Source organism: Hominisplanchenecus faecis, assembly GCF_020687205.1.
Lineage (GTDB): Bacteria > Bacillota > Clostridia > Lachnospirales > Lachnospiraceae > Hominisplanchenecus > Hominisplanchenecus faecis.
The window spans coordinates 1-20,093 of sequence record NZ_JAJEQE010000058.1 but is presented as its reverse complement, the minus strand read 5'-3'; the positions used below and the strand labels follow the sequence as shown (position 1 = coordinate 20,093).

Genomic DNA, 20,093 nt, shown 5'->3' with positions numbered 1-20,093 from the left:
GTTATATATTTTATAAAATCATTTCTATGGCGTTCATTTTCACATTTACACAAACCTCCGCCACAACTTTTTATTTGAAAGTATATGTATTTTTTTCTAACTTTTGGTATTTTTTTGAACACTAAAAAACTCCCCCACATTCCACGCTTTCGCGCTTCCTGTGGAAGAGTCCTGTAAATCTTTGTCATAAACAGACTGTTTTGATCAGATCCTCAGCTTATACCGGATAGGCTCCGTTTTTAGTATCTGCTACGGTCTGGTCTACCTTTGTCTGCTGTGCTTCTCTGTATTTGAAGAAGTCTACAGCTACCTGTGGGAACAGTGCGTAGGTCAGTACATCTTCATCCTGCTGTTTCCACTGAGCCATTTCTTTCTCCAGTTTGCCAAGTTCCGGCTCCAGAAGGTCTGCCGGACGGCATGTGATGATCTTCGCATCGCCGATGCACTTCTTCTGAACTTCTTTGTTGAACGGTTTTGCGGTTGCACCGTATTTACCGGCGAGGACATCTTTTGTCTCTTTGGTTACCATCTTGTAACGTTCACCCATGATCACGTTAAATACAGCCTGTGTACCAACGATCTGTGAGGACGGTGTAACCAGAGGGCACTCACCGAGGTCTTTTCTTACACGCGGTACTTCTTCCAGAACATCGTAGAACTTGTCTTCTGCGTGCTGTTCTTTCAGCTGAGAGGTCAGGTTGGAAAGCATTCCGCCCGGTACCTGGTACAGCAGTGTCTTGATGTTTACGCCCATGTTCTTCGGATTGAGCAGTCCGCTCTCCAGTGCATCGTCACGGATCGGTCTGAAGTAATCAGCGATCTCTGCCAGAAGCTTCTGATCCAGGCCGGTATCGTATGGTGTGCCTTTGAAGGTCTCTACCATAACTTCGGTTGCCGGCTGAGAAGTTCCCAGTGCGAACGGTGACATTGCAGTATCGATGACATCGATACCGGCTTCTACGGCTTTCAGGTAAGTCATGGAAGCAACACCGGAGGTGTAGTGTGTATGCAGCTGAACCGGGATCTTAACTGCTTTTTTCAGAGCGGTTACCAGTTCGGTTGCTTTGTACGGAAGCAGAAGACCTGCCATGTCTTTGATACAGATGGAGTCTGCACCCATGTTCTCAACGTCTTTTGCCATCTTTGTCCAGTAATCCAGGGTGTAAGCATCACCCAGGGTGTAAGACAGTGCTACCTGTGCATGTCCTTTTTCTTTGTTTGCTGCTTTGACTGCGGTCTGCAGGTTACGCAGGTCATTCATACAGTCAAAGATACGGATGATATCGATACCGTTTGCGATGGATTTCTGTACGAAATATTCTACCACATCATCTGCATATGGACGGTATCCCAGGATGTTCTGTCCACGGAACAGCATCTGCAGTTTTGTGTTTTTGAATCCGGCACGGAATTTACGAAGTCTTTCCCATGGATCTTCTTTCAGGAAACGTAAGGAAGCATCAAACGTTGCACCTCCCCAGCATTCTACGGAATGATATCCAACCTGATCCATTTTTTCTACGATCGGAAGCATCTGCTCTGTTGTCATACGGGTTGCAATCAGAGACTGATGTGCGTCACGCAGAATTGTTTCTGTAATACCAACTGGTTTTTTTGCATTATTCTGCTTTTTTGCAATATCTGCCATGATCTATATCCTCCTAAGTTAATAACGTTTTATACACCGAAAATAGCCATGAATGTACCGGCCGCAACGGCTGTACCGATAACACCTGCTACGTTAGGTCCCATTGCATGCATCAGCAGGAAGTTGGTCGGATCTGCCTCTGCACCGACTTTCTGAGATACACGGGCTGCCATTGGTACGGCAGACACACCTGCGGAACCGATCAGCGGGTTGATCTTGCCGCCTGAGAGCTTGCACATCAGTTTACCAAACAGAACACCGCCCGCGGTACCAAATGCAAATGCGATCAGACCAAGTGCTACGATTTTCAGAGTATCCAGGTTCAGGAATGCTTCTGCACTTGTAGATGCACCTACAGAAGTACCAAGCAGGATAACTACGATGTACATCATTGCGTTTGAAGCAGTTTCTGTCAGCTGTTTTACAACACCGCTCTCGCGGAACAGGTTACCGAGCATCAGCATACCAACCAGCGGAGCTGTTGTCGGCAGGATCATACACACAACGATCGTGATGATGATCGGGAACAGGATCTTCTCCAGTTTAGAAACCGGACGGAGCTGCTGCATTTTGATCTTACGTTCTTTTTCTGTGGTCAGAAGTTTCATGATAGGCGGCTGAATGATCGGCACCAGTGACATATAAGAATATGCTGCCACTGCGATCGGTCCCATCAATGCGGACTGTCCCAGCTTTCCTGCAAGGAAGATCGAAGTCGGGCCGTCAGCACCACCGATGATGGAGATCGCTGCTGCTGCTTTTCCGTTGAATCCCATCAGGATTGCCAGGAAGTAAGCTGCATAGATACCAAGCTGTGCTGCTGCACCAAGCAGGAAACTGATCGGATTTGCAATCAGCGGACCAAAGTCCGTCATCGCACCGACACCCATAAAGATCAGGGACGGCAGAATACTCCACTCATCCAGTAAATAGAAATAATGTAAAAGTCCACCTACACCGTTTGATGTCTCTTCCGGTGATGCCATGATATCCGGGTAAATATTAACCAGAAGCATACCGAATGCGATCGGAACCAGAAGCAGCGGTTCAAAACCTTTTGCGATTGCCAGGAAAAGGAATACACAGGCAACTGCGATCATCAGGTAGTTTCCCCAGGTCAGGTTAAAAAACGCCGTTTGATGGAGCAGGTTGGACAACGTATCGATTACGTATGACATAATTCAACCTCCAATATCTTAGTTCATGGTTGCCAGAACATCACCATTTTCAACTGCTGCACCAACTGCAACATCAATGCTTGCAACGGTTCCGTCCTGAGGTGCTACTACAGGGATCTCCATCTTCATAGCTTCCAGAATGATAATGTTGTCACCTGCTTTTACGCTCTGTCCTACAGAAGCTTCGATTTTCAGGACTTTGCCCGGTACGGAAGCTTCTACTTTAACGGAACCTGCACCTGCTGCCTTCGGAGCTGCTTTTGGTGCTGCTTTTGGTGCTGCTTTCGGAGCTGCCTTTGGTGCTGCTGCCGGTGCTGCACTTCCTGTTCCTTCTTCTACTGTTACATCATAAGCTGTACCATTTACTGTGATTGTATATGTTTTCATTTCAAATCCTCCTGTCAGGCTCTGTGCCATTTATTTGATTTCTTGATTGAACGGACAACAAAACTGTCTCCTGAAGTATTTTCGTAAGCTGCGATCGCTGCGGAAATAACCGCTACCAGTTCCAGGTCATCTGCAAAATCTTCATCTGCCGCTTCGCTCTGGGCGATTGCCGGTGCAGGTGCCTCTTCTGCTTTCGGTGCTTCCTCTGCGGCTTTCTTCTTGCCGACATTCTGGAATTTCTCTATGTACTTGAACAGTCCGATCACAAAGCTTAAGAATACCAGCATCAGAAATACGATGCCGATTCCCATCAGTGTGTTCATTCCGGCACGCTGCATATTTGCTGCCAGAGAATACTGTACGCTGTAGGTCATGCTGGTGTACATCTGCTGACCTAAATCCAGCATCAGGACAACATCTGCTTTTGCTTTTTCAAACTGAGCAACGGTTGAGATCGTAACAACGTCTCCGTCTTTTTCCACATCCTGGGAAACGATAGAAGAATAAGCACCAAGCTCATCTTTTACACCTTTCCAGGACTCCATGGTCGCTGTCGTAAATGCATCGTTCTGTGCAAGGTAAGTTTCGATCTCTTCGTCGGAAAATCCTGCAATCTGTGAGATCAGTGTCTCTGCTGCGGACTTGTAGTTAGCAACCTCATCATCCGTCACTTCATCTGCCGCAAACGCACATACTGACATGGTAAATGTCAGTGCCAGTACACAGATCATCGCCAATAAACTTTTTAATTTTCGATTCATATTATTCACCTCACTTATACCGTGCCATGTTTTTTCGCCGGGCGGTCTTCTCTCTTTGTGAATAACATTTCAAATGCACCGATTACATACTTTCTGGTGTCTTCTGCGGAAATGATGGTATCAACATATCCTCTTGCTGCTGCGGACTGTACGCTCTCCTGCAGGCTTGCATATTCTGCTGCCTTTTCGCCTATCGTAGCTGCGTCAGCGTTCGCATACATGATCTTGGCTGCCAGTTTTGCATCCATCATGCCAATGCTCGCATCTTCCCATGCATAAGTCATATCTGCTCCGACTGCCTTGCTGTTCATGGCAACATAGGCACTTCCGTAAGCTTTTCCGATGATCACATTTACCTTTGGAACGGTAGCATCTGCAAATGCATGTGTCATCTCTGCAACTGCGGTTGCGATGCATCTCTCAGAATGTTTGTCTGCCTTGAAACCGGTTACATTGGTCAGAGTCAGTACCGGGATATTGAATGCGTCACAGAATTTTACGAATCTGGCTGCTTTTCTTGCTCCTCTTGCAGTCAGGACTGCTTCAAACTCTTCTGCTTTTTCACCGTCTGCACCGTAAACTTCCGTACGGTTTGCTACAGCTCCGACGGTTGTTCCGTTCAGTTTCAGGAAACCGGTTACCATCTCTTTTGCATAGTCCGCTTTTGTCTCAACAAAATCCTGGTCATCTGCGATGTTGGAAAGAAGGATCGCCGTATCGCCTGCTGCATTTGCAAGATCTGCACATACACGGTTCAGATCATCGCTGCAGTCATCCACTGCATCTTCTTCGTTGTTTGCCGGAAGCAGCGTTACCAGTTTGCGGATACCTGAGAGAACTTCGTCTTCGCTGCCGGTAAAGTCAACCAGTCCTGCATCCTCACTCTGGAATTTTGCGGATGCGGTATTGCATTTGGAAACTTCGTTTCCTTCCAGTGCGTTCGGAGAATTTACAAATAATTTTGCGTTTTTGCTCTCCATGAATGTAAAATCTGTCAGAGCCGGCATAAGTGCCATACCGCCGCCGCAGGTACCAAATACAGCTGTGATCTGTGGGATCACACCGGATGCCAGTACCTGTTTTGCATAGATCTCACCCAGTGCATTCAGTGCATCGGTTGCTTCCTGCAGACGGATACCTGCACAGTCGATCAGTCCGATCACCGGTGCACCCATCTTTAATGCCATATCGTACAGACGTGCGATTTTCTTTGCATGCATTTCACCGATGGTGCCGCCCAGTACAGATGCATCCTGGCTGTAAACATAGACCAGATTGCCGTCGATCACACCATAACCTGTGATTACACCGTCTGACGGTGTTGCTGTCTGCTTCAGGTTGAAATCTGTGTTTCTGGCAGTCACACAACCTCCGATTTCAACAAAGCTGTTCTCATCAAGTAAAGAAGCGATTCTTGTACTTGCCAAGTTTTGTGCTGTATTACTCATTGTTCAGCCCTCCATTAATAATTTATTAAAAGAAAAAAAATTTTCTGCCGATTGTAATTGTAATGGTTTTTGGAAGATTTAGCAAGTATTTTCTCGTTTTTCTCACTTTTTTTGTAGCACAACACCAGAAATAATCCAAATTTCATTCATGTTCCGTCATGCACATTCATTTTATTTCATTTTTCGTTGAATTTTAAACTCTTTCGTTGAATTTTGAACATAGCCTCAAACCTCTTACTTTGCATGTAAGAATGACCGAATGATATTCTAACCTTTTATTTTCCGTCATCATCAGGATATGAAAAACTTTTTTATGATCTGCCCGGCACACCACGACAGACTGATGCGTTCTGCCCCATCCACAGTCACGATCTCGTTTTCTTTGATTTTTTCATTATTTAAAAACAGCGTTACGTTTCCCATCACCGTATCTGCTTCAAGGGGAGCCGCTGTTTTCATTTTCATATGGCAGACCAGCTTCACCTCATCTTCATCCGATACAAGAAGGCGGATCTTATGCTCTTTTGTCTGCCCGCCCCGGGACTGCACCGCCGTTTTTACAAGACATGGATCTTTGATCTTTCCACTTGCCGGAATCCCGCCTTCCACCAGCACCTGCGGTGTCTGTGCATTCATTTCAAATTCCCGGATGTAAAAATGTTCTTTTGCATAATCCATCAGCTTTTTCGTATCTGTCCACTTATAGCTCCGGTTGTTCGGCCAGCCGCAGCCAAGCAGTGCCACCACAAAGGTTCTGCCTTCGCTTTCCAGTGCCCCAACATAACAGTAACCTGCCTTTCCGGTAAATCCAGTCTTTCCGGTCAGTGCCCCTTCCATCATATCGAGGAATGCATTGTGATTGTAACAGCTGTAATGTTTCTTCTGCTCTACATCTGAAAATTCATACGTTTTTGTGCGGGTGATCTCAAGAAACTCATCCCTTTTCGGTGACTGCATGATGCAGTAACGCAGGATTCTTGCAAGATCCACAGCCGTCGTTGCGTGTTCTCCGCCCGCATCTTCGTCATCGAGTCCGTTCGGTGTCACAAAATGCGTGTCGCTGCATCCGATCTCTTCTGCTTTCTGATTCATTTTTTCCGCAAAAGCTTCCACACTGCCTGCCGTCTTTTCTGCCAGGATCACAGCCGCATCGTTGTGGCTCTCCAGCATCAGAGAATAAAGCAGATCCTTTACGTAAAAAGTTTCTCCCTTTTGTACGCCAAGGTGTACTTTTGGCTGCATGGCTGCGTTTTCGGAGGCTGCTGCCGTATCGGATGGATCTGTATTTTCCAGTACCAGAATGCAGGTCATGATCTTTGTCGTGCTCGCCATGGCACGCACTTCCTGCTCATTTTTTCCAAACAAAATACGCCCGGAATCTCCATCCATCAGGACGGCTGACTGGGCGTACAGCTGCATATCCTCTGCTTTTGCTGATATCGGTGCTGCAAGCAGCAACAGCATAAAGATTATAAAGCTTCGGATCACCGTAATTCTTTTTTTCACTGCACACACTTCCCATCTGTTTTTCCGCATGCACACGGCATCCGGTATGTTACAGTGTGTGTTCTTTTTCTCTTTTTATGCACATCAGATACGTTCTACTCATAATTCCGCTCAAAACGGCCGTTCAGATTCTGTACATCTTCGAGCGTATCATAAAAATCTTCCAGAACGGTCACCGTCTCCGGAATCGCCAGGCGAAGCAGTGCCATCAGCTCCTCTGTGCTCTGTTCACAGCGTCTGAGCGGTCTTTTTCGCATGATATGACCCTGAATGCTGTCATAGGCTCCGGTAAGCCGCATCCCCCACAGCAGAAGCATCCTCTTTGGAAATCTGTGGCACACCGTAATTCCCGTATAAAATTTCAGAGAATTTATGCTTTTTCGCACTGTCTTTTCCGGCAGTTCCAAAATGGCCGAGACCGCACGCACGCTCTCTTTTGATGCTTTCAGCTGGGCTGCCGGCTTAAAACGAAACGGATTCTTCCCCGATCTTTCCATCAGATAACGATCCAACTCCGTTTCGATCTCATCATGCCTCGCCCCTGTCTTCTCCATGTATTTTGCAATATAGGGATGACACGTACTGTCCAGCATATAATGGCAGATAAATCCAAATACATATGCCAGTGCCTCTTCATCCCCGGTTTCCTGACAGTATTCTTTGCATTTTCGAAAAAACGAGGCTGCGATCTGTTCATGCATCGCCATTCCCTTCTGACTGACCGGATTTTCATGGAACAGATGATAATAAAAAAGAATATCCGGTCCATGCTGGCCGATCCGGTAAGCATTCATATGCTCTTCCACGATTTCTTTTAAATTTTCCGGAAGCTTCTGATAAACCATTTTTCCAAAAACATCATGTGTATATGTGGTTGGCATAAAACATCTCCAATCCTTTCCCGGATACAAAGGCCGGTATCTTTCTGCCTCAATATCCCTATATATCCAGTTTCAGCTGTACTTCTTCTTCTGCCTCTGCTTTAAAGTCTTCCATTTTGACCGTGCTGATCACCGGAAGCTCATCCAGCGACTGCACTCCGAAACTGCGTAAAAATTCTTCCGTTGTCCCAAAAACGATCGGTTTGCCCGGTGCATCGATCCTGCCAAGCTCTCTGACCAGATCATACTCAATCAGTTTATTGATCGCATGGTCACTTTTTACCCCACGGATCTTCTCGATCTCCGCTTTTGTGACCGGCTGCTTGTAGGCGATGATCGACAACGTTTCCAGTGCCACATCAGACAGTGTTGCTTTTTTGGGCTGTTTCGCCACCCGGATCAGATATTCATACATCTCTTTTTTGGTGCAGAGCTGATAGGCATGTTCCAGCTCCACGATCTGAATCCCTCTGTCTTCTTTTTTATATTGCTCCATCATATCTGCGAGCAGTTCTTCTGTACTTTCAACCTTCATTTCAAGTGCCGCTGCAATCTTTTCGACTTCCACCGATCCGCCCATGGCAAACAGGATCGCCTCAACTGCCGCTTTCATCTGTCTTGTTTTTTGCGATGTGGATCTCACCGAAACTTTCCTCCTGAACGATCGTAATAACGCCTTCCTTCATCATCTCCAGAATGATGAGAAATGCTATGATAACCTGCATTTTCGTTGCCTGTCCAAGAAGCAGTTCCCGAAAATTGCAGACTTCGTGCTGCTCAATATATTCTGCCACTTTTTCCCGCATCTGATCCATGTCTACTTCTTCTTTCTGCAGTGTGCCGAACGTACTGCGGATCGGATCGATGCGGTTGTTCTGCCGCCGTATGATATCCACAAAAATCCGGTGCATCCTGGAAAGTGTCACGCCCGCAAGCAGCTCTTCTGTGGATACCGGCTGCTTATATGCCTTCACTTCTTCCGGCAGATCCTGCTTATGGTAGAGAACCTGGGCGGCATCCTGCCTGCGTTCCTTAAGTTCATAAGAAATATATTTATACATCTTATATTCGAGCAGCTGCTGCACCAGTTCCTGACGCGGATCTTCCTCTTCGCCCTCTTCGTTCACTTCTTTCGGGAGCAGCATCCGTGATTTGATATCCAGAAGCGTTGCCGCCATCAGAAGAAACTCACTCATCACGCCAAGATCCTGCTTTTTCATTTCATGGAGATACGCCATGTACTGGTCGGTGATCTCAGCGATCGGTATATCATAAATGCTGACTTTATTCTTTTCGATCAGGTGCAGAAGCAGGTCGAGCGGTCCTTCAAAAGCCTGTAATTTTACTGCAATCCCCATAATTTCACCTCTTGATCCGCACGGTAACGACCTCGGTCGGATTGTTGATCCGAAACAGACCGGAATGATTACCCATGCCGGCACCGACGACCATGCTGCTTGTATCCATCTGATACAGACCGTGGTCGTACTTCGGGAATAGCTGGAACTGCGGGCTGATGACTCCGCCAAAATACGGCAGACGGATAAAACCGCCGTGCAGATGTCCGGCAAAAGTAAAGTCCGCACCCCAGGCAGTATATTCTTCAAAAAAGACCGGATTGTGTGTCAGAAGGATCTGGTATGCATCCTGTTTTCGTTTTCCGATGCTTCGCTCCATGCCGACAACGGACGGATGTCTGCGGCTGAACCGCCGGTAATATTCCCACGGCAGCTCATACCCGGTCACGGCAACTTTCTCACCGTCGATCCAGAACCATGCCGTCTCGTTGTGCAGAACCTGCACGCCGCCGTTTTTCAGATCATCCATAAATTTCTGATATCGCTCCGGCTGATGTCTCTCCACACACATCTCATGGTTTCCGTTTACAAAACAGACCGGTGCAAGATCCGAAAGACGGGAGAGCAGAGCCACGGCTATGGCATCGCCCTCCTCCCTGTCTCCGCTTAACATATCGCCCGAAGCCAGTATCAGATCCGGTTTCTGATCCCAGGCACACTCGATGATCGGCCGGTTTCTCGGTTCGTAACAGGTCCCGTGCAGGTCACTTAAACAAAACAGGACCATTTTTCGCTTTGTGGTATCTTCTTTCTGTTTTTTTGTTGTCCCTATCTCATAAAATATCTTTCTCATAACTACAACTATAACATAGGATGTCGTTATGGTCAAAATATATTTGATGCCAGGGTCAAAAGCCTGAAACCACGATGTGCTTGCACAGGAGTGGTTTTATGGCATCTTTTGGTGCTTAACATCCTTTCGATCCTAAAGTAAAAACGCATCCACACCTTCCTGGAAATAATCCACAAAACCTGCCCTCTGCACTTCTTCTGTTGTCAGGATATCCACACTTCCGATCTGTTTTCCGTTCAGAAAATACTGCAGTTCTCCTGCTTTTTCCCCCTGTTTCACCGGAGCTACAAGTGTTTCTTCTTTGATCTGCTTTCGTTCAATCTGCGAAAAGTCCACGCCTTCGGTATCCAGATAAGAAAAGGGTTCCCGGTATGTGCACAAAATATTTCTCTTTTTTCCGCCGGTCACTTTGATTTCTCCGGCTTCCGGCGGCTCTTCATCTTTGTAGATCCGGCAGATTCCAAATCCGTAGTTGAGCAGCGTCGCCGCATTGGCAAACCGGATTTTCGAATCCGGTCCTGCCATGATCACGCTGATCAGTGTGATATCACCACGCTTTGCAGCCGCCGATACGCAGAATTTTGCCTTGCCGGTACTGCCCGTTTTCAGTCCGATACAGCCGTCATAGCTTCTGAGAAGCTTGTTGGTGTTGGTAAGTCCGAATGCACTGCTGCCTTTTGCTGTCACATGCGTGATGTCCTCCATCCAGATTGTCGTGTACTGCTCAACCTGCGGAAAGTTCAGCAGAAGCTCTCTTGACATGATTGCAATGTCACGCGGCGTTGTATAGTGCTCATCCGAATCCGTCAGGCCACAGCAGTCCACAAAATGTGTGTTCTCCATGCCAAGTGCTGCAGCCCGCTCATTCATTTTCTGAACAAAAGCTTCTTCGCTTCCGCCTATGTATTCTGCCATGGCAACAGAAGCATCGTTCCCGGATGCCACCAGAATACATTTGAGCAAAGTGTCAACCGTCTGTTTTTCCCCTTCTTCCAGAAATACCTGCGAGCCGCCCATGGATTTGGCATGAGCACTTGTCACCACTTCATCCTGAAGTGTGATCTTCCCGCTCTTTATTGCTTCCATGATCAACAGTGTGGTCATGATCTTGGTGACACTCGCCGGGCTTCGCCTTGTATCCGCCTCTTTTTCATACAGGATTTTCCCGGTCGTCAGCTCCATCAGGCAGGCTGCCGGTGATTCGATTTCCACGTTTTCTGCAAAACTCTGTCCTGGAAATGCAGCTGTCGTTCCGCCTGTGATGAGCACCAGTGCAAGTAGCAGGCTGATTCCCCTTGTTTTCCACTTTTTCATATAAAACGCTCCTGTTTTTCCTATATAAACAGTATAAGCAGGCATTTGCTCATGCATGACAGGTCCGATACATTTTTCGCATCTGTTTTTGGGGACGGCAGCACACTTTTGCACAGCATACATTCCTCTCATTTTCAGGACATAAAGAAAACCTCCGGCATCACTGCCAGAGGCTTCATTTGCACATATTAGTTGTATTTACGCTTACGCGCTGCTTCGGATTTCTTTTTTCTTCTTACGCTTGGTTTTTCGTAATGTTCTCTTTTACGAATCTCCTGCTGAATACCAGCCTTTGCGCAGTTTCTTTTGAAACGGCGTAAAGCACTGTCCAAAGTCTCGTTTTCTTTTACGATTACATTTGACATAAATTCACACCTAACCTCCCTCCAGTTGTAGATTGTGCATAATACAACTGTCTGGGTATTTTATTGCACTTCTGACATTATAGCATATTTTCTCGAAACGTCAAGATTTTTCTTCTTTTTTCTCGATGAAAATTTTGCTTATTTGATCTGATCTTCCAGAATTCCTGCTACGGCTGCGATCGCTTCCGGGATCTTATCCGGATTTTTGCCGCCGGCCTGTGCCATATTCGGTCTTCCGCCGCCGCCACCGCCGACGATCTGTGCGATGCCTTTGACCAGATTTCCGGCATGTGCACCCTGTTTCATTGCTCCGTCGGTTGCAGTTGCCATCAGGCATACTTTTCCGTCATTTGCAGATGCCAGTACTACGACACCTTCGCCCAGTTTTTCTTTGAGCTGGTCTCCAAGGTCACGCAGTCCGTTCATGTCAACGCCTTCCAGTGCAGCTGCCAGCAATTTCACACCTTTAACTTCGGTAACCTTGTCCATGACATTTCCAAGTGCTCCCTGTGCCATCTTGCTCTTCAGAGCTTCGTTCTCGCTGTGCAGGGATTTTACTTCTGCCTGCAGATGCTCGATCTTGTCGCATACTTCATGCGTTCCGGCTTTCAGAAGGGCTGCTGCTTTTGCCAGCTGTTCTTCTACATTTCTATAATATGCAAATACACCCTGACCGGTCAGTGCTTCGATACGTCTTACACCGGATGCAACACCTGCCTCGGATACGATCTTGAATGCCTGGATCTCGCCGGTATTTGCTACATGGGTACCGCCGCAGAGCTCGATGGAGAAGTCTCCCATGGATACAACACGTACGTTTTCGGAATATTTCTCTCCAAACAGTGCCATTGCTCCTGTTTTCTTGGCTTCGTCGATGCTCATGATCTTTGTCACAACCGGAAGGTTTGCCTGGATTTCTTTATTTACCAGTGCTTCTGTCTTTGCGATCTCTTCTGCTGTCATGGCTTCAAAATGTGTGAAGTCAAAACGCAGTCTGTCCGGAGTTACCAGGGAACCTTTCTGTTCTACATGGTTTCCGAGTACGGTTTTGAGTGCTTTCTGCAACAGATGCGTTGCACTGTGGTTCTTGCAGGTATCTGCTCTTTCTTCCGGTGCAACTTCCAGTGTCACTTTGTCGCCGACTTTGAACATGCCCTTTGTCACATATCCAACATGTCCGATCTTGCCGCCCAGCAGTTTAATTGTTTCTTCTACTTTGAACTCAGCATCTGCGGTGCGGATCACACCGGTATCGCCTTCCTGTCCGCCCATGGTTGCATAGAACGGTGTCTGTTCTACGAAGATCGTTGCCTTGTCTCCGTCAGAAACGGCATCTACAACTTCTGTCTCCGTTGTAAGTACGGTGATGTCAGATTCATAAGAAAGCTTATCATATCCCACAAATTCGGATGTGATGGATGGATCGATTTCATCGTAAACGGTTGCATCTTTTCCCATGTAGTTGGATACTTTTCGTGAAGTTCTGGCTTTGACTCTCTGCTCTTCCATTGCAGCTTTGAAACCGTCCTCATCGATGCTGTATCCTTTCTCTTCCAGGATTTCTTTTGTCAGATCCAGCGGGAATCCATACGTATCATACAGCATAAATGCATTTGCTCCGGAAAGTACTTTCTCGCCTTTTCCTTTCATTTCTTCTTCCATACCGTTTAAGATGTCCAGACCCTGATCAATGGTCTTGCCGAATTTTTCTTCTTCTTTGGTCAGCACATTAAAAATGAACTCTTTCTTCTCTTCCAGTTCCGGGTATCCGTCTTTGGAACCTTCGATGACAGTCTCACTCAGTCTGCTTAAGAAATTGCCTTCGATGCCAAGCATCTTTCCGTGGCGTGCCGCACGGCGGATCAGACGGCGCAGTACATAGCCGCGTCCTTCGTTTGACGGCATGATACCATCGGAGATCATAAAGGTAGCAGAACGGATATGGTCCGTGATCAGACGGATGGATACGTCTTTCGCATCATCCTGCTGATATTTTATATTTGCAAATTCACACACTTTGTTGCGAAGTGCCTGCAGAGTATCTACATCAAAAATAGAATCAACATCCTGAACAACAACAGCCAGACGTTCCAGCCCCATACCAGTATCGATGTTCTTCTGCTTCAGCTCGCTATAATTGCCTTTTCCGTCGTTCTCAAACTGGGTAAATACATTGTTCCATACTTCCATGTAACGGTCGCACTCACATCCGACGGTGCATCCCGGTTTGCCGCAGCCGTATTTTTCACCGCGGTCATAGTAAATCTCAGAACACGGACCGCAAGGGCCTGCACCATGCTCCCAGAAGTTGTCTTCTTTTCCAAAACGGAAGATACGCTCCGGTGCAATGCCGATCTCTTTGTTCCAGATCTCGAACGCTTCCTCATCGTTCTCGTAAATAGACGGATACAGTCTTTCCGGGTCCAGTCCGACTACCTGGGTCAAAAACTCCCAGGACCAGGCGATCGCTTCGTGTTTGAAATAATCGCCGAAAGAAAAGTTACCCAGCATTTCAAAGAAGGTACCATGTCTTGCTGTTTTACCTACGTTCTCGATATCGCCTGTACGGATACATTTCTGGCAGGTTGTAACACGTGTTCTTGGCGGCTTTTCTGCTCCCGTAAAGTATGGTTTCAGAGGTGCCATACCGGAATTGATAATCAGAAGACTGTTATCATTGTGCGGAACCAGTGAAAAGCTCTTCATTGCCAGATGTCCCTTGCTCTCGAAAAATTCAAGGAACATTTTTCTAAGTTCGTTTACTCCATATGCTTTCACAACAAATCCTCCTGTGTGATCTAAATCTGTTTTTCAGGCTGTATTTCTGCCTGCATTTTTGCGTCCTTGCGGTCACGCAGCACTTTTCCGAGGCGGATTCCGCCATAGGATACACCTGCAAGGATCAGCATTTCTACAATGCTTGTGATAAAGGTTGTCAGTATTGCCATATTGCCACCTCCTGTGCTTTTTGCACGTACTTTAGTCAGCTTTTATCTGATGATAGCCTTTCTTGCCTTTTTTGATCAGGAGAACGCCATCTTCATCAAAATCTGCACTGGTAAATACTTTTGCAAAATCCGTTACTTTTACATCATTGACAGAAACACCGCCCTGTGTTACCAGTCTTCTTGCTTCCGAACGGTTCTTTGCAAGTTTGGTATCCACCAGAAGTGTCAGGATATCTTTGCCTTCTTCCAGCTCTGCTGCCGGGTAAGAAGTGGTCGGGATATCTGCGGTCTTTCCACCCTGTACAAACAGTGCTCTTGCAGCAGTCTGTGCTTTCTCTGCTTCTTCTTCGCCGTGTACGATCTTTGTGATCTCGTATGCCAGTACTTCTTTTGCCTTGTTGATCTCTGCACCTTCCAGTGCACCCAGTCTTCTTACTTCTTCCATCGGAAGGAATGTCAGAAGGCCTAAGCATTCTTCTACTTTGACATCTTCGATGTTTCTCCAGTACTGGTAGAATTCGTACGGGGAAGTCTTCTCCGGGTCCAGCCATACTGCACCCTTCATGGTCTTGCCCATCTTGATGCCCTCGCTGGTGGTCAGCAGCTTGAAGGTCAGGCCGTAAGCCGGTTTCTGTTCTTTTCTTCGGATCAGGTCAACACCGCCCAGAATGTTGGACCACTGGTCGTTTCCGCCAAGCTCCATCTGGCAGCCGTACAGCTGGTTCAGTTTCAGGAAATCGTAGGACTGCATCAGCATGTAGTTGAACTCGAAGAACGTCAGTCCTCTTTCCATTCTCTGTTTGTAGCACTCTGCAGTCAGCATTTTGTTGACTGAGAAATGTACCCCGATTTCACGCAGGAATTCTACATAATTCAGATCCAGCAGCCAGTCTGCATTGTTTGCGATGATCGCCTTGTCATTGTCAAAATCGATGAATCTGGAAAGCTGTTCATGGAAACGCTTTGCATTGTAATCGATCTTTTCTTTTGTCATCATATTTCGCATATCGGATTTGCCGGACGGGTCACCGATCATTGTGGTTCCGCCGCCAAGCAGGGCGATCGGTCTGTGACCTGCTCTCTGCATGTGCATCATTGCCATGATCGTCAGGAAGTGTCCTGCGGTCAGGCTGTCTGCGGTTGCATCAAATCCAATGTAAAATGTTACCTTTTCTTTGCCCAGAAGCTCTCTGATCTCTGCTTCGTGCGTTGTCTGCTCAATAAATCCTCTTTCTTTCAGGACGTCAAATACGTTCTGTTCCATCGTTTGATTCCTCCTTAGACTTTTTGTTTTCCAAGGGCGTAAAAGCGTAGAAAGCCCTCGCCCTTCTTATACGAAAAGGACGAGAGCTGAAATCTCGTGTTACCACCTTTATTCACAGCCGGCTCACACCAGACTGCCTCAGTAAGTACTGCCATCGGAATCCTTTCATGTAAAATCCTTTTGCTGTTCTTCGCAATTTTTTACCTATCCACAGCAATACTTTAACGTTGTTAACGGATGTCACTCCGCTGCAGCCTACTTACACTTCTGTGTTCGGTGCAGAGCTCCGGAATGTATTCGCAGGAACCGCATCTGTGCCTCTCACCTGCCGGCAACTCTCTGTTGTGCAGTTGTTCTGTTACTTCTTTCCTTCACAGCCTTTGCCTCATTTTTATGTCTCATGCAGATGTCAGAAAGATTCTGTTTTTCTCCCGTACTTCCACAATTTTGACATTATCCTCATTATAATAAGCGAGTTTTCATTTGTCAAGACTGCTTTCCGGTGTTCGCCCGGTTCCTACGGTTTCTCATTTCCTTTTTATTATTGATTTTGAAAATTCTGCTCTTTTACAAGTTTATCTTTCAGATTTTCAAAATAAGTGTCCCATTCTTCCTGTGCTTCTTCCGAGGAAGAATCTGCTGCTTTCTCATTATACTCATCATTTAACGCTGACACATAATTCTGGATTGGCAGCTGTTTCTGGTATACGGTAAATTCATATGCCCAGTAATCATCCTCCGAATCAAACTGGTCGATCACGTCTTGAATATCTTCGCTGTTGTCCACGCTTTCGAGCTGTACCTTCATATCTTCTATATATGCCTGCACCTGCTCATCCGTCACAGAATAGCCGTTTTTGACTGCCGCTGCGTAAAGTGCATTGTACTGCTTGATCTCTTTATCCGCATCTTTCGCCGCCTGCCCGTCATCTTCACTTTTTAATTTATAAAAAGATTTGACCTGCTCGTATTCTTTCATCGTGATTGAGACATCTTTTCCGACTGCATAGAGCGGTTCGTCGTCTGCACTCTGCGTGTTTATTTTTTCTTCATCTGCCGACTGTTTTAAAATTTCACCCCAAAGTGCCGAAACCGATTTTCCCTGATTTCCTGCATAAACTGCCGAAACAGAAAGAACTGCCACCAGAGCTGCGGCTGCGATACCCGCTGCAAGTTTTCTTTTTTTCATATAGATCCAACCTTTCCTACTATTTTGTTTTGAGTGCAAATGATATAGAACCAGAATATGTAGGTATAACTGCTCCTGTACAGCATACCCAAAACGGATAATTCACTTTCGCTTTTGCAGCTTTAAAAGTTGTCAAGTTTCAAACCGATACGATCTTTCTATGTTTTTCTGCAACCATTTCATCAGCAACTTGTCTGATCATTTTCCCCAACAAAAAATCGCTATAACATCAGCCATCACTGATATTATAACGATTTTCGTTTTGTTTTTTCTACATTCTGTCACACTTTTTAATTTTCAGATCCGGATAAACGGTATAGCCCCATTTTTTTGCATTGCGGTTCAGGCTGTACTGTCCAAATGCATCTTCTGTGATTTCAAACGCAAAGGCATGTTCCAGCCAGGCATGCCGCCACTGTCTTCCGCCGCCCATCGGTTCCACGGCCGCCAGCTCTGCCACATATTCTCCTTTTGTAAGGCTTGTGGTATCAAAGTGAATCCCCACGCTCGCCGAAGTATTTTTTGCAAACGCCCCAATTCCTTCGGAAACGGATGTGCCCACTGCCTGGCCGTCCGTACTGTGGATGGTACAGCGAAGATGCAGATCTGCAATTGCTTCCTGCACTCGAAATGCCACGGAAAATCCGATCCCTTCTTTTGCCGTTACCTGATTGCTGTTTTTGATATCAAGGCTTGTAAACTGCATTTTTCCGGTGGTCCTGCGGTCATTTGCATCTGCTTCATAAGTATAGTGTAATTTCATCTGCACAACATCACCCAGATATTTTGCGATCGCCTCTTCCGGTTCGCCGTCAAAAACAAGATGTCCTTTCTCCAGGACAATGCAGCGGTTGCAGAGTGTGCGGATGGTTTCCATATTGTGGGATACATAGAGAATGGTTTTCTGCTCATCGTTTGAGAGCTGTGTCATTTTATTCAGACATTTCTTCTGAAAATGCATATCTCCAACTGCTAAAACTTCGTCCATCAAAAGCAGTTCGGAATTTAAATGTGCCGCCACGGCAAATGCCAGTTTCACGTACATCCCGCTGGAATAACGTTTGACCGGAGTATCAATAAATTCTTCACATTCGGAAAATGCAATGATCTGATCGATACAGGCATCGATCTCCTGTCGTTTCATTCCAAGGATTGCTCCGTTCAGATAAATATTCTCCCGCCCGGTCAGTTCTCCGTGAAACCCGGTTCCTACTTCGAGCATACTGGAAATCCTTCCCTTTACGCCGATGGCTCCTTCGGTGGGTGCCGTCACACGTGCCAGCAGTTTAAACAGCGTCGATTTTCCGGCACCATTTGCACCGATCACACCGATCCGTTCTCCTCTGTGCACATCAAAGGAAACATCTTCCAGTGCATAAAAACACTCTTTTGAAGTATATTCTCTGCGTCCGATCCGCTGATTTGGATCGGGTTTCCCACGTTTTCTTGCCCACCAGCTCTGGAGATCCCTCTGAAGTGTCCCCCGTCCGATCACGCCAAGCCGATATTCTTTTGAGAGATGGCGGATACGGATCACAACTTCTTTTTCTTCCATTTCTTTTCCCTTTCTGAGCACAGGCATAAATGCTGCTCGCTGTACGCCTGGCAATTTTCCATGCTATGATGCTAGACGGTATCCATAAAATTTCGCTGTGTTTTATTGAACATCACCGTTCCGACAAACAAAATCAGCAGGATGATCCCCAGCCCGATCATCAGGTTCGGTATGGAAACAATGCCGCTTCCAAGCCAGCCATAACGGAAACATTCCACAATGTACGCAACCGGGTTCAGACTGAGCAGTATTCTCCATTTTCCCGGAATCTGTGAAAGCGGATAAACAATCGGACTGGCATACATCCACAGCTGAATCCCAAATCCGACCAACACCTGAAGATCGCGGTATTTTGCCGTCAGGGATGCCAGGATCATTCCGGTGCCGATTGCGAGCAATGCCAGCATCACAAGCAAGACCGGTGTCATCAGACACAACCAGGTGATTCGTACTTGACCGCTTCCAAGGCTGCAAAACAACAGGATCAGAAACAGCAGGAACTGTGCACCGAATGTGATCAGTTTAGAGACAGCGGATGATGCCGGAACAACAATCCTTGGAAAATATACTTTTCCAAACAGTCCGGCATTACCAATAAAGGTACTCGATGCCGCACTTAAGCAGCTTGAAAAATAGTTCCACAGAATATTGCCTGCCATATAAAACAGAAATGCAGGCGTCCCATCGGTGGATATTCCGGCGATCCTGCCAAAGATCAGACTGAACATCCCCGTTGTCAAAAGCGGGCTTAACAGTATCCACGCCGGGCCCAAAATGGTCTGTTTGTACATCGTTTTGAAATCTCTCCGCACAAACAGAAACAGCAGATCCCGGTATTCCCAAAGTTCTTTTATTGGAAAATGAAATGCCGAAGCATAAGGGCGTATCTCCATCGTCCAGTCGTCTGATCCAAGATCGACTTTTTCTGCCTGTCTCATAATTTATACTCCTTCATCCACAATGAGATCCGTTCCGTCTGCCGCCGTGGTCGCAAGGGTATCGCAGCGTTCGTTTTCCGGGTGTCCGTCATGTCCTTTTACCCAGATAAAAGTCACCTGATGCGGCTCCTTTGCTTTCAGCAGGCGTTTCCAGAGATCTGTATTTTTAACAGGTTCATTTTTGCCTCGTTTCCAGCCTTTTTTCAGCCAGCCGTCAATCCAGTGTTGATTAAAGGCATCGGTCAGATATTTGGAGTCCGAATAAAGCTGCACTTCGCACGGTCTGGTCAGCTTTTCCAAACCTGTGATCGCTGCCATCAGCTCCATGCGGTTGTTGGTCGTCCGTACATATCCCTGGCTGTATTCCCGCTCATGCAGCACACCTTTGCTGTCGATATATTGCAGGATTGTTCCGTAACCGCCCGGTCCGTCCGGGTTTCCTCTTGCTGCACCATCTGTAAAAATTTTTACAAACATCTTTTCCTGCCACTCAAAATGTGATTAAATATACTCACACCGAGATAATGTAGACCCTCACGAGTTCTACTTACTGCTTTATC

General features: G+C 46.6%; 20 protein-coding genes. All 20 read right to left on the bottom strand.

All coding sequences use genetic code 11. The features are described 5' to 3' along the window. A partial coding sequence (locus tag LKD42_RS13080) for a hypothetical protein (RefSeq protein ID WP_248835972.1) occupies positions 1-188 on the bottom strand: 188 nt, incomplete at its 3' end. Positions 189-217: 29 nt separating this feature from the next. Next, positions 218-1,648 (bottom strand): oxaloacetate decarboxylase subunit alpha, encoded by a 1,431-nt coding sequence (locus LKD42_RS13075; RefSeq protein WP_147631125.1) that lies wholly within the window; start codon positions 1,646-1,648, stop codon positions 218-220. A gap of 29 nt (positions 1,649-1,677) precedes the next feature. Next, positions 1,678-2,826 carry a sodium ion-translocating decarboxylase subunit beta gene (locus tag LKD42_RS13070; protein WP_022118819.1) on the bottom strand — a complete coding sequence of 383 codons (1,149 nt, stop codon included), beginning with the start codon at positions 2,824-2,826 and terminating at the stop codon, positions 1,678-1,680. 18 nt (positions 2,827-2,844) lie between these two features. Next, a complete protein-coding gene (locus LKD42_RS13065) occupies positions 2,845-3,213 on the bottom strand; it encodes a biotin/lipoyl-containing protein (protein WP_147631124.1) in 369 nt (122 codons plus the stop codon). Between the two features lie 14 nt (positions 3,214-3,227). Next, a complete protein-coding gene (locus tag LKD42_RS13060; RefSeq protein ID WP_248835971.1) occupies positions 3,228-3,974 on the bottom strand; it encodes an OadG family protein in 747 nt (248 codons plus the stop codon). A 14-nt stretch (positions 3,975-3,988) separates the two neighbouring features. Next, on the bottom strand, positions 3,989-5,422 hold the full coding sequence (locus tag LKD42_RS13055) for an acyl-CoA carboxylase subunit beta (RefSeq protein WP_248835970.1): 1,434 nt from the start codon (positions 5,420-5,422) through the stop codon (positions 3,989-3,991). A gap of 291 nt (positions 5,423-5,713) precedes the next feature. Then, a complete protein-coding gene (locus tag LKD42_RS13050) occupies positions 5,714-6,928 on the bottom strand; it encodes a D-alanyl-D-alanine carboxypeptidase family protein (protein WP_331464901.1) in 1,215 nt (404 codons plus the stop codon). A gap of 95 nt (positions 6,929-7,023) precedes the next feature. Beyond that, complete coding sequence (locus LKD42_RS13045; protein WP_248835969.1) at positions 7,024-7,809, bottom strand: zinc dependent phospholipase C family protein; 786 nt, start codon at positions 7,807-7,809, stop codon at positions 7,024-7,026. Between the two features lie 58 nt (positions 7,810-7,867). Then, positions 7,868-8,422, bottom strand: a complete 555-nt coding sequence (gene scpB, locus LKD42_RS13040) for an SMC-Scp complex subunit ScpB (protein WP_147631313.1) — start codon at positions 8,420-8,422, stop codon at positions 7,868-7,870. Further along, positions 8,406-9,167 (bottom strand): segregation and condensation protein A, encoded by a 762-nt coding sequence (locus LKD42_RS13035; protein ID WP_022118826.1) that lies wholly within the window; start codon positions 9,165-9,167, stop codon positions 8,406-8,408. The genes scpB and LKD42_RS13035 overlap by 17 nt, the downstream gene beginning before the upstream one ends. A gap of 4 nt (positions 9,168-9,171) precedes the next feature. After that, positions 9,172-9,960: a metallophosphoesterase gene (locus LKD42_RS13030; protein ID WP_248835968.1), complete on the bottom strand. Its 789-nt coding sequence runs from the start codon at positions 9,958-9,960 to the stop codon at positions 9,172-9,174. Positions 9,961-10,092: 132 nt separating this feature from the next. Then, positions 10,093-11,274 carry a D-alanyl-D-alanine carboxypeptidase family protein gene (locus tag LKD42_RS13025; protein WP_248835967.1) on the bottom strand — a complete coding sequence of 394 codons (1,182 nt, stop codon included), beginning with the start codon at positions 11,272-11,274 and terminating at the stop codon, positions 10,093-10,095. Between the two features lie 188 nt (positions 11,275-11,462). Next, positions 11,463-11,639 (bottom strand): 30S ribosomal protein S21, encoded by a 177-nt coding sequence (gene rpsU / locus LKD42_RS13020; protein ID WP_004054229.1) that lies wholly within the window; start codon positions 11,637-11,639, stop codon positions 11,463-11,465. A gap of 138 nt (positions 11,640-11,777) precedes the next feature. After that, the gene (alaS, locus tag LKD42_RS13015) at positions 11,778-14,417 is read right to left on the bottom strand and encodes an alanine--tRNA ligase (protein WP_248835966.1); all 2,640 of its coding nucleotides are present in this window, start codon (positions 14,415-14,417) and stop codon (positions 11,778-11,780) included. Between the two features lie 20 nt (positions 14,418-14,437). Beyond that, entirely contained in the window at positions 14,438-14,587 is a 150-nt protein-coding gene (locus LKD42_RS13010; RefSeq protein ID WP_022118830.1) for a hypothetical protein, read from the bottom strand. Between the two features lie 31 nt (positions 14,588-14,618). Then, on the bottom strand, positions 14,619-15,851 hold the full coding sequence (tyrS, locus tag LKD42_RS13005) for a tyrosine--tRNA ligase (protein ID WP_147631114.1): 1,233 nt from the start codon (positions 15,849-15,851) through the stop codon (positions 14,619-14,621). A gap of 541 nt (positions 15,852-16,392) precedes the next feature. Next, on the bottom strand, positions 16,393-17,040 hold the full coding sequence (locus tag LKD42_RS13000) for a hypothetical protein (protein ID WP_248835965.1): 648 nt from the start codon (positions 17,038-17,040) through the stop codon (positions 16,393-16,395). A 271-nt stretch (positions 17,041-17,311) separates the two neighbouring features. After that, a complete protein-coding gene (locus LKD42_RS12995; RefSeq protein ID WP_248835964.1) occupies positions 17,312-18,595 on the bottom strand; it encodes an ABC transporter ATP-binding protein in 1,284 nt (427 codons plus the stop codon). Between the two features lie 71 nt (positions 18,596-18,666). Continuing rightward, the gene (locus LKD42_RS12990; protein WP_248835963.1) at positions 18,667-19,533 is read right to left on the bottom strand and encodes an ABC transporter permease; all 867 of its coding nucleotides are present in this window, start codon (positions 19,531-19,533) and stop codon (positions 18,667-18,669) included. 3 nt (positions 19,534-19,536) lie between these two features. Continuing rightward, complete coding sequence (gene rnhA, locus LKD42_RS12985) at positions 19,537-20,010, bottom strand: ribonuclease HI (RefSeq protein WP_147631111.1); 474 nt, start codon at positions 20,008-20,010, stop codon at positions 19,537-19,539. Positions 20,011-20,093: the final 83 nt, after the last annotated feature.

Bases quoted from the DNA above. Each gene is read 5' to 3' on its own strand.
- LKD42_RS13030 (WP_248835968.1), bottom strand. From the start codon at position 9,960: ATGAGAAAGATATTTTATGAGATAGGGACAACAAAAAAACAGAAAGAA.
- rpsU (WP_004054229.1), bottom strand. From the start codon at position 11,639: ATGTCAAATGTAATCGTAAAAGAAAACGAGACTTTGGACAGTGCTTTA.
- LKD42_RS13055 (WP_248835970.1), bottom strand. From the start codon at position 5,422: ATGAGTAATACAGCACAAAACTTGGCAAGTACAAGAATCGCTTCTTTA.
- LKD42_RS13075 (WP_147631125.1), bottom strand. From the start codon at position 1,648: ATGGCAGATATTGCAAAAAAGCAGAATAATGCAAAAAAACCAGTTGGT.
- rnhA (WP_147631111.1), bottom strand. From the start codon at position 20,010: ATGTTTGTAAAAATTTTTACAGATGGTGCAGCAAGAGGAAACCCGGAC.
- LKD42_RS13035 (WP_022118826.1), bottom strand. From the start codon at position 9,167: ATGGGGATTGCAGTAAAATTACAGGCTTTTGAAGGACCGCTCGACCTG.
- LKD42_RS13070 (WP_022118819.1), bottom strand. From the start codon at position 2,826: ATGTCATACGTAATCGATACGTTGTCCAACCTGCTCCATCAAACGGCG.
- LKD42_RS12995 (WP_248835964.1), bottom strand. From the start codon at position 18,595: ATGGAAGAAAAAGAAGTTGTGATCCGTATCCGCCATCTCTCAAAAGAA.
- LKD42_RS13000 (WP_248835965.1), bottom strand. From the start codon at position 17,040: ATGAAAAAAAGAAAACTTGCAGCGGGTATCGCAGCCGCAGCTCTGGTG.
- LKD42_RS13045 (WP_248835969.1), bottom strand. From the start codon at position 7,809: ATGCCAACCACATATACACATGATGTTTTTGGAAAAATGGTTTATCAG.
- LKD42_RS13010 (WP_022118830.1), bottom strand. From the start codon at position 14,587: ATGGCAATACTGACAACCTTTATCACAAGCATTGTAGAAATGCTGATC.
- LKD42_RS13065 (WP_147631124.1), bottom strand. From the start codon at position 3,213: ATGAAAACATATACAATCACAGTAAATGGTACAGCTTATGATGTAACA.
- LKD42_RS13025 (WP_248835967.1), bottom strand. From the start codon at position 11,274: ATGAAAAAGTGGAAAACAAGGGGAATCAGCCTGCTACTTGCACTGGTG.
- scpB (WP_147631313.1), bottom strand. From the start codon at position 8,422: ATGAAAGCGGCAGTTGAGGCGATCCTGTTTGCCATGGGCGGATCGGTG.
- LKD42_RS13060 (WP_248835971.1), bottom strand. From the start codon at position 3,974: ATGAATCGAAAATTAAAAAGTTTATTGGCGATGATCTGTGTACTGGCA.
- LKD42_RS12990 (WP_248835963.1), bottom strand. From the start codon at position 19,533: ATGAGACAGGCAGAAAAAGTCGATCTTGGATCAGACGACTGGACGATG.
- tyrS (WP_147631114.1), bottom strand. From the start codon at position 15,851: ATGGAACAGAACGTATTTGACGTCCTGAAAGAAAGAGGATTTATTGAG.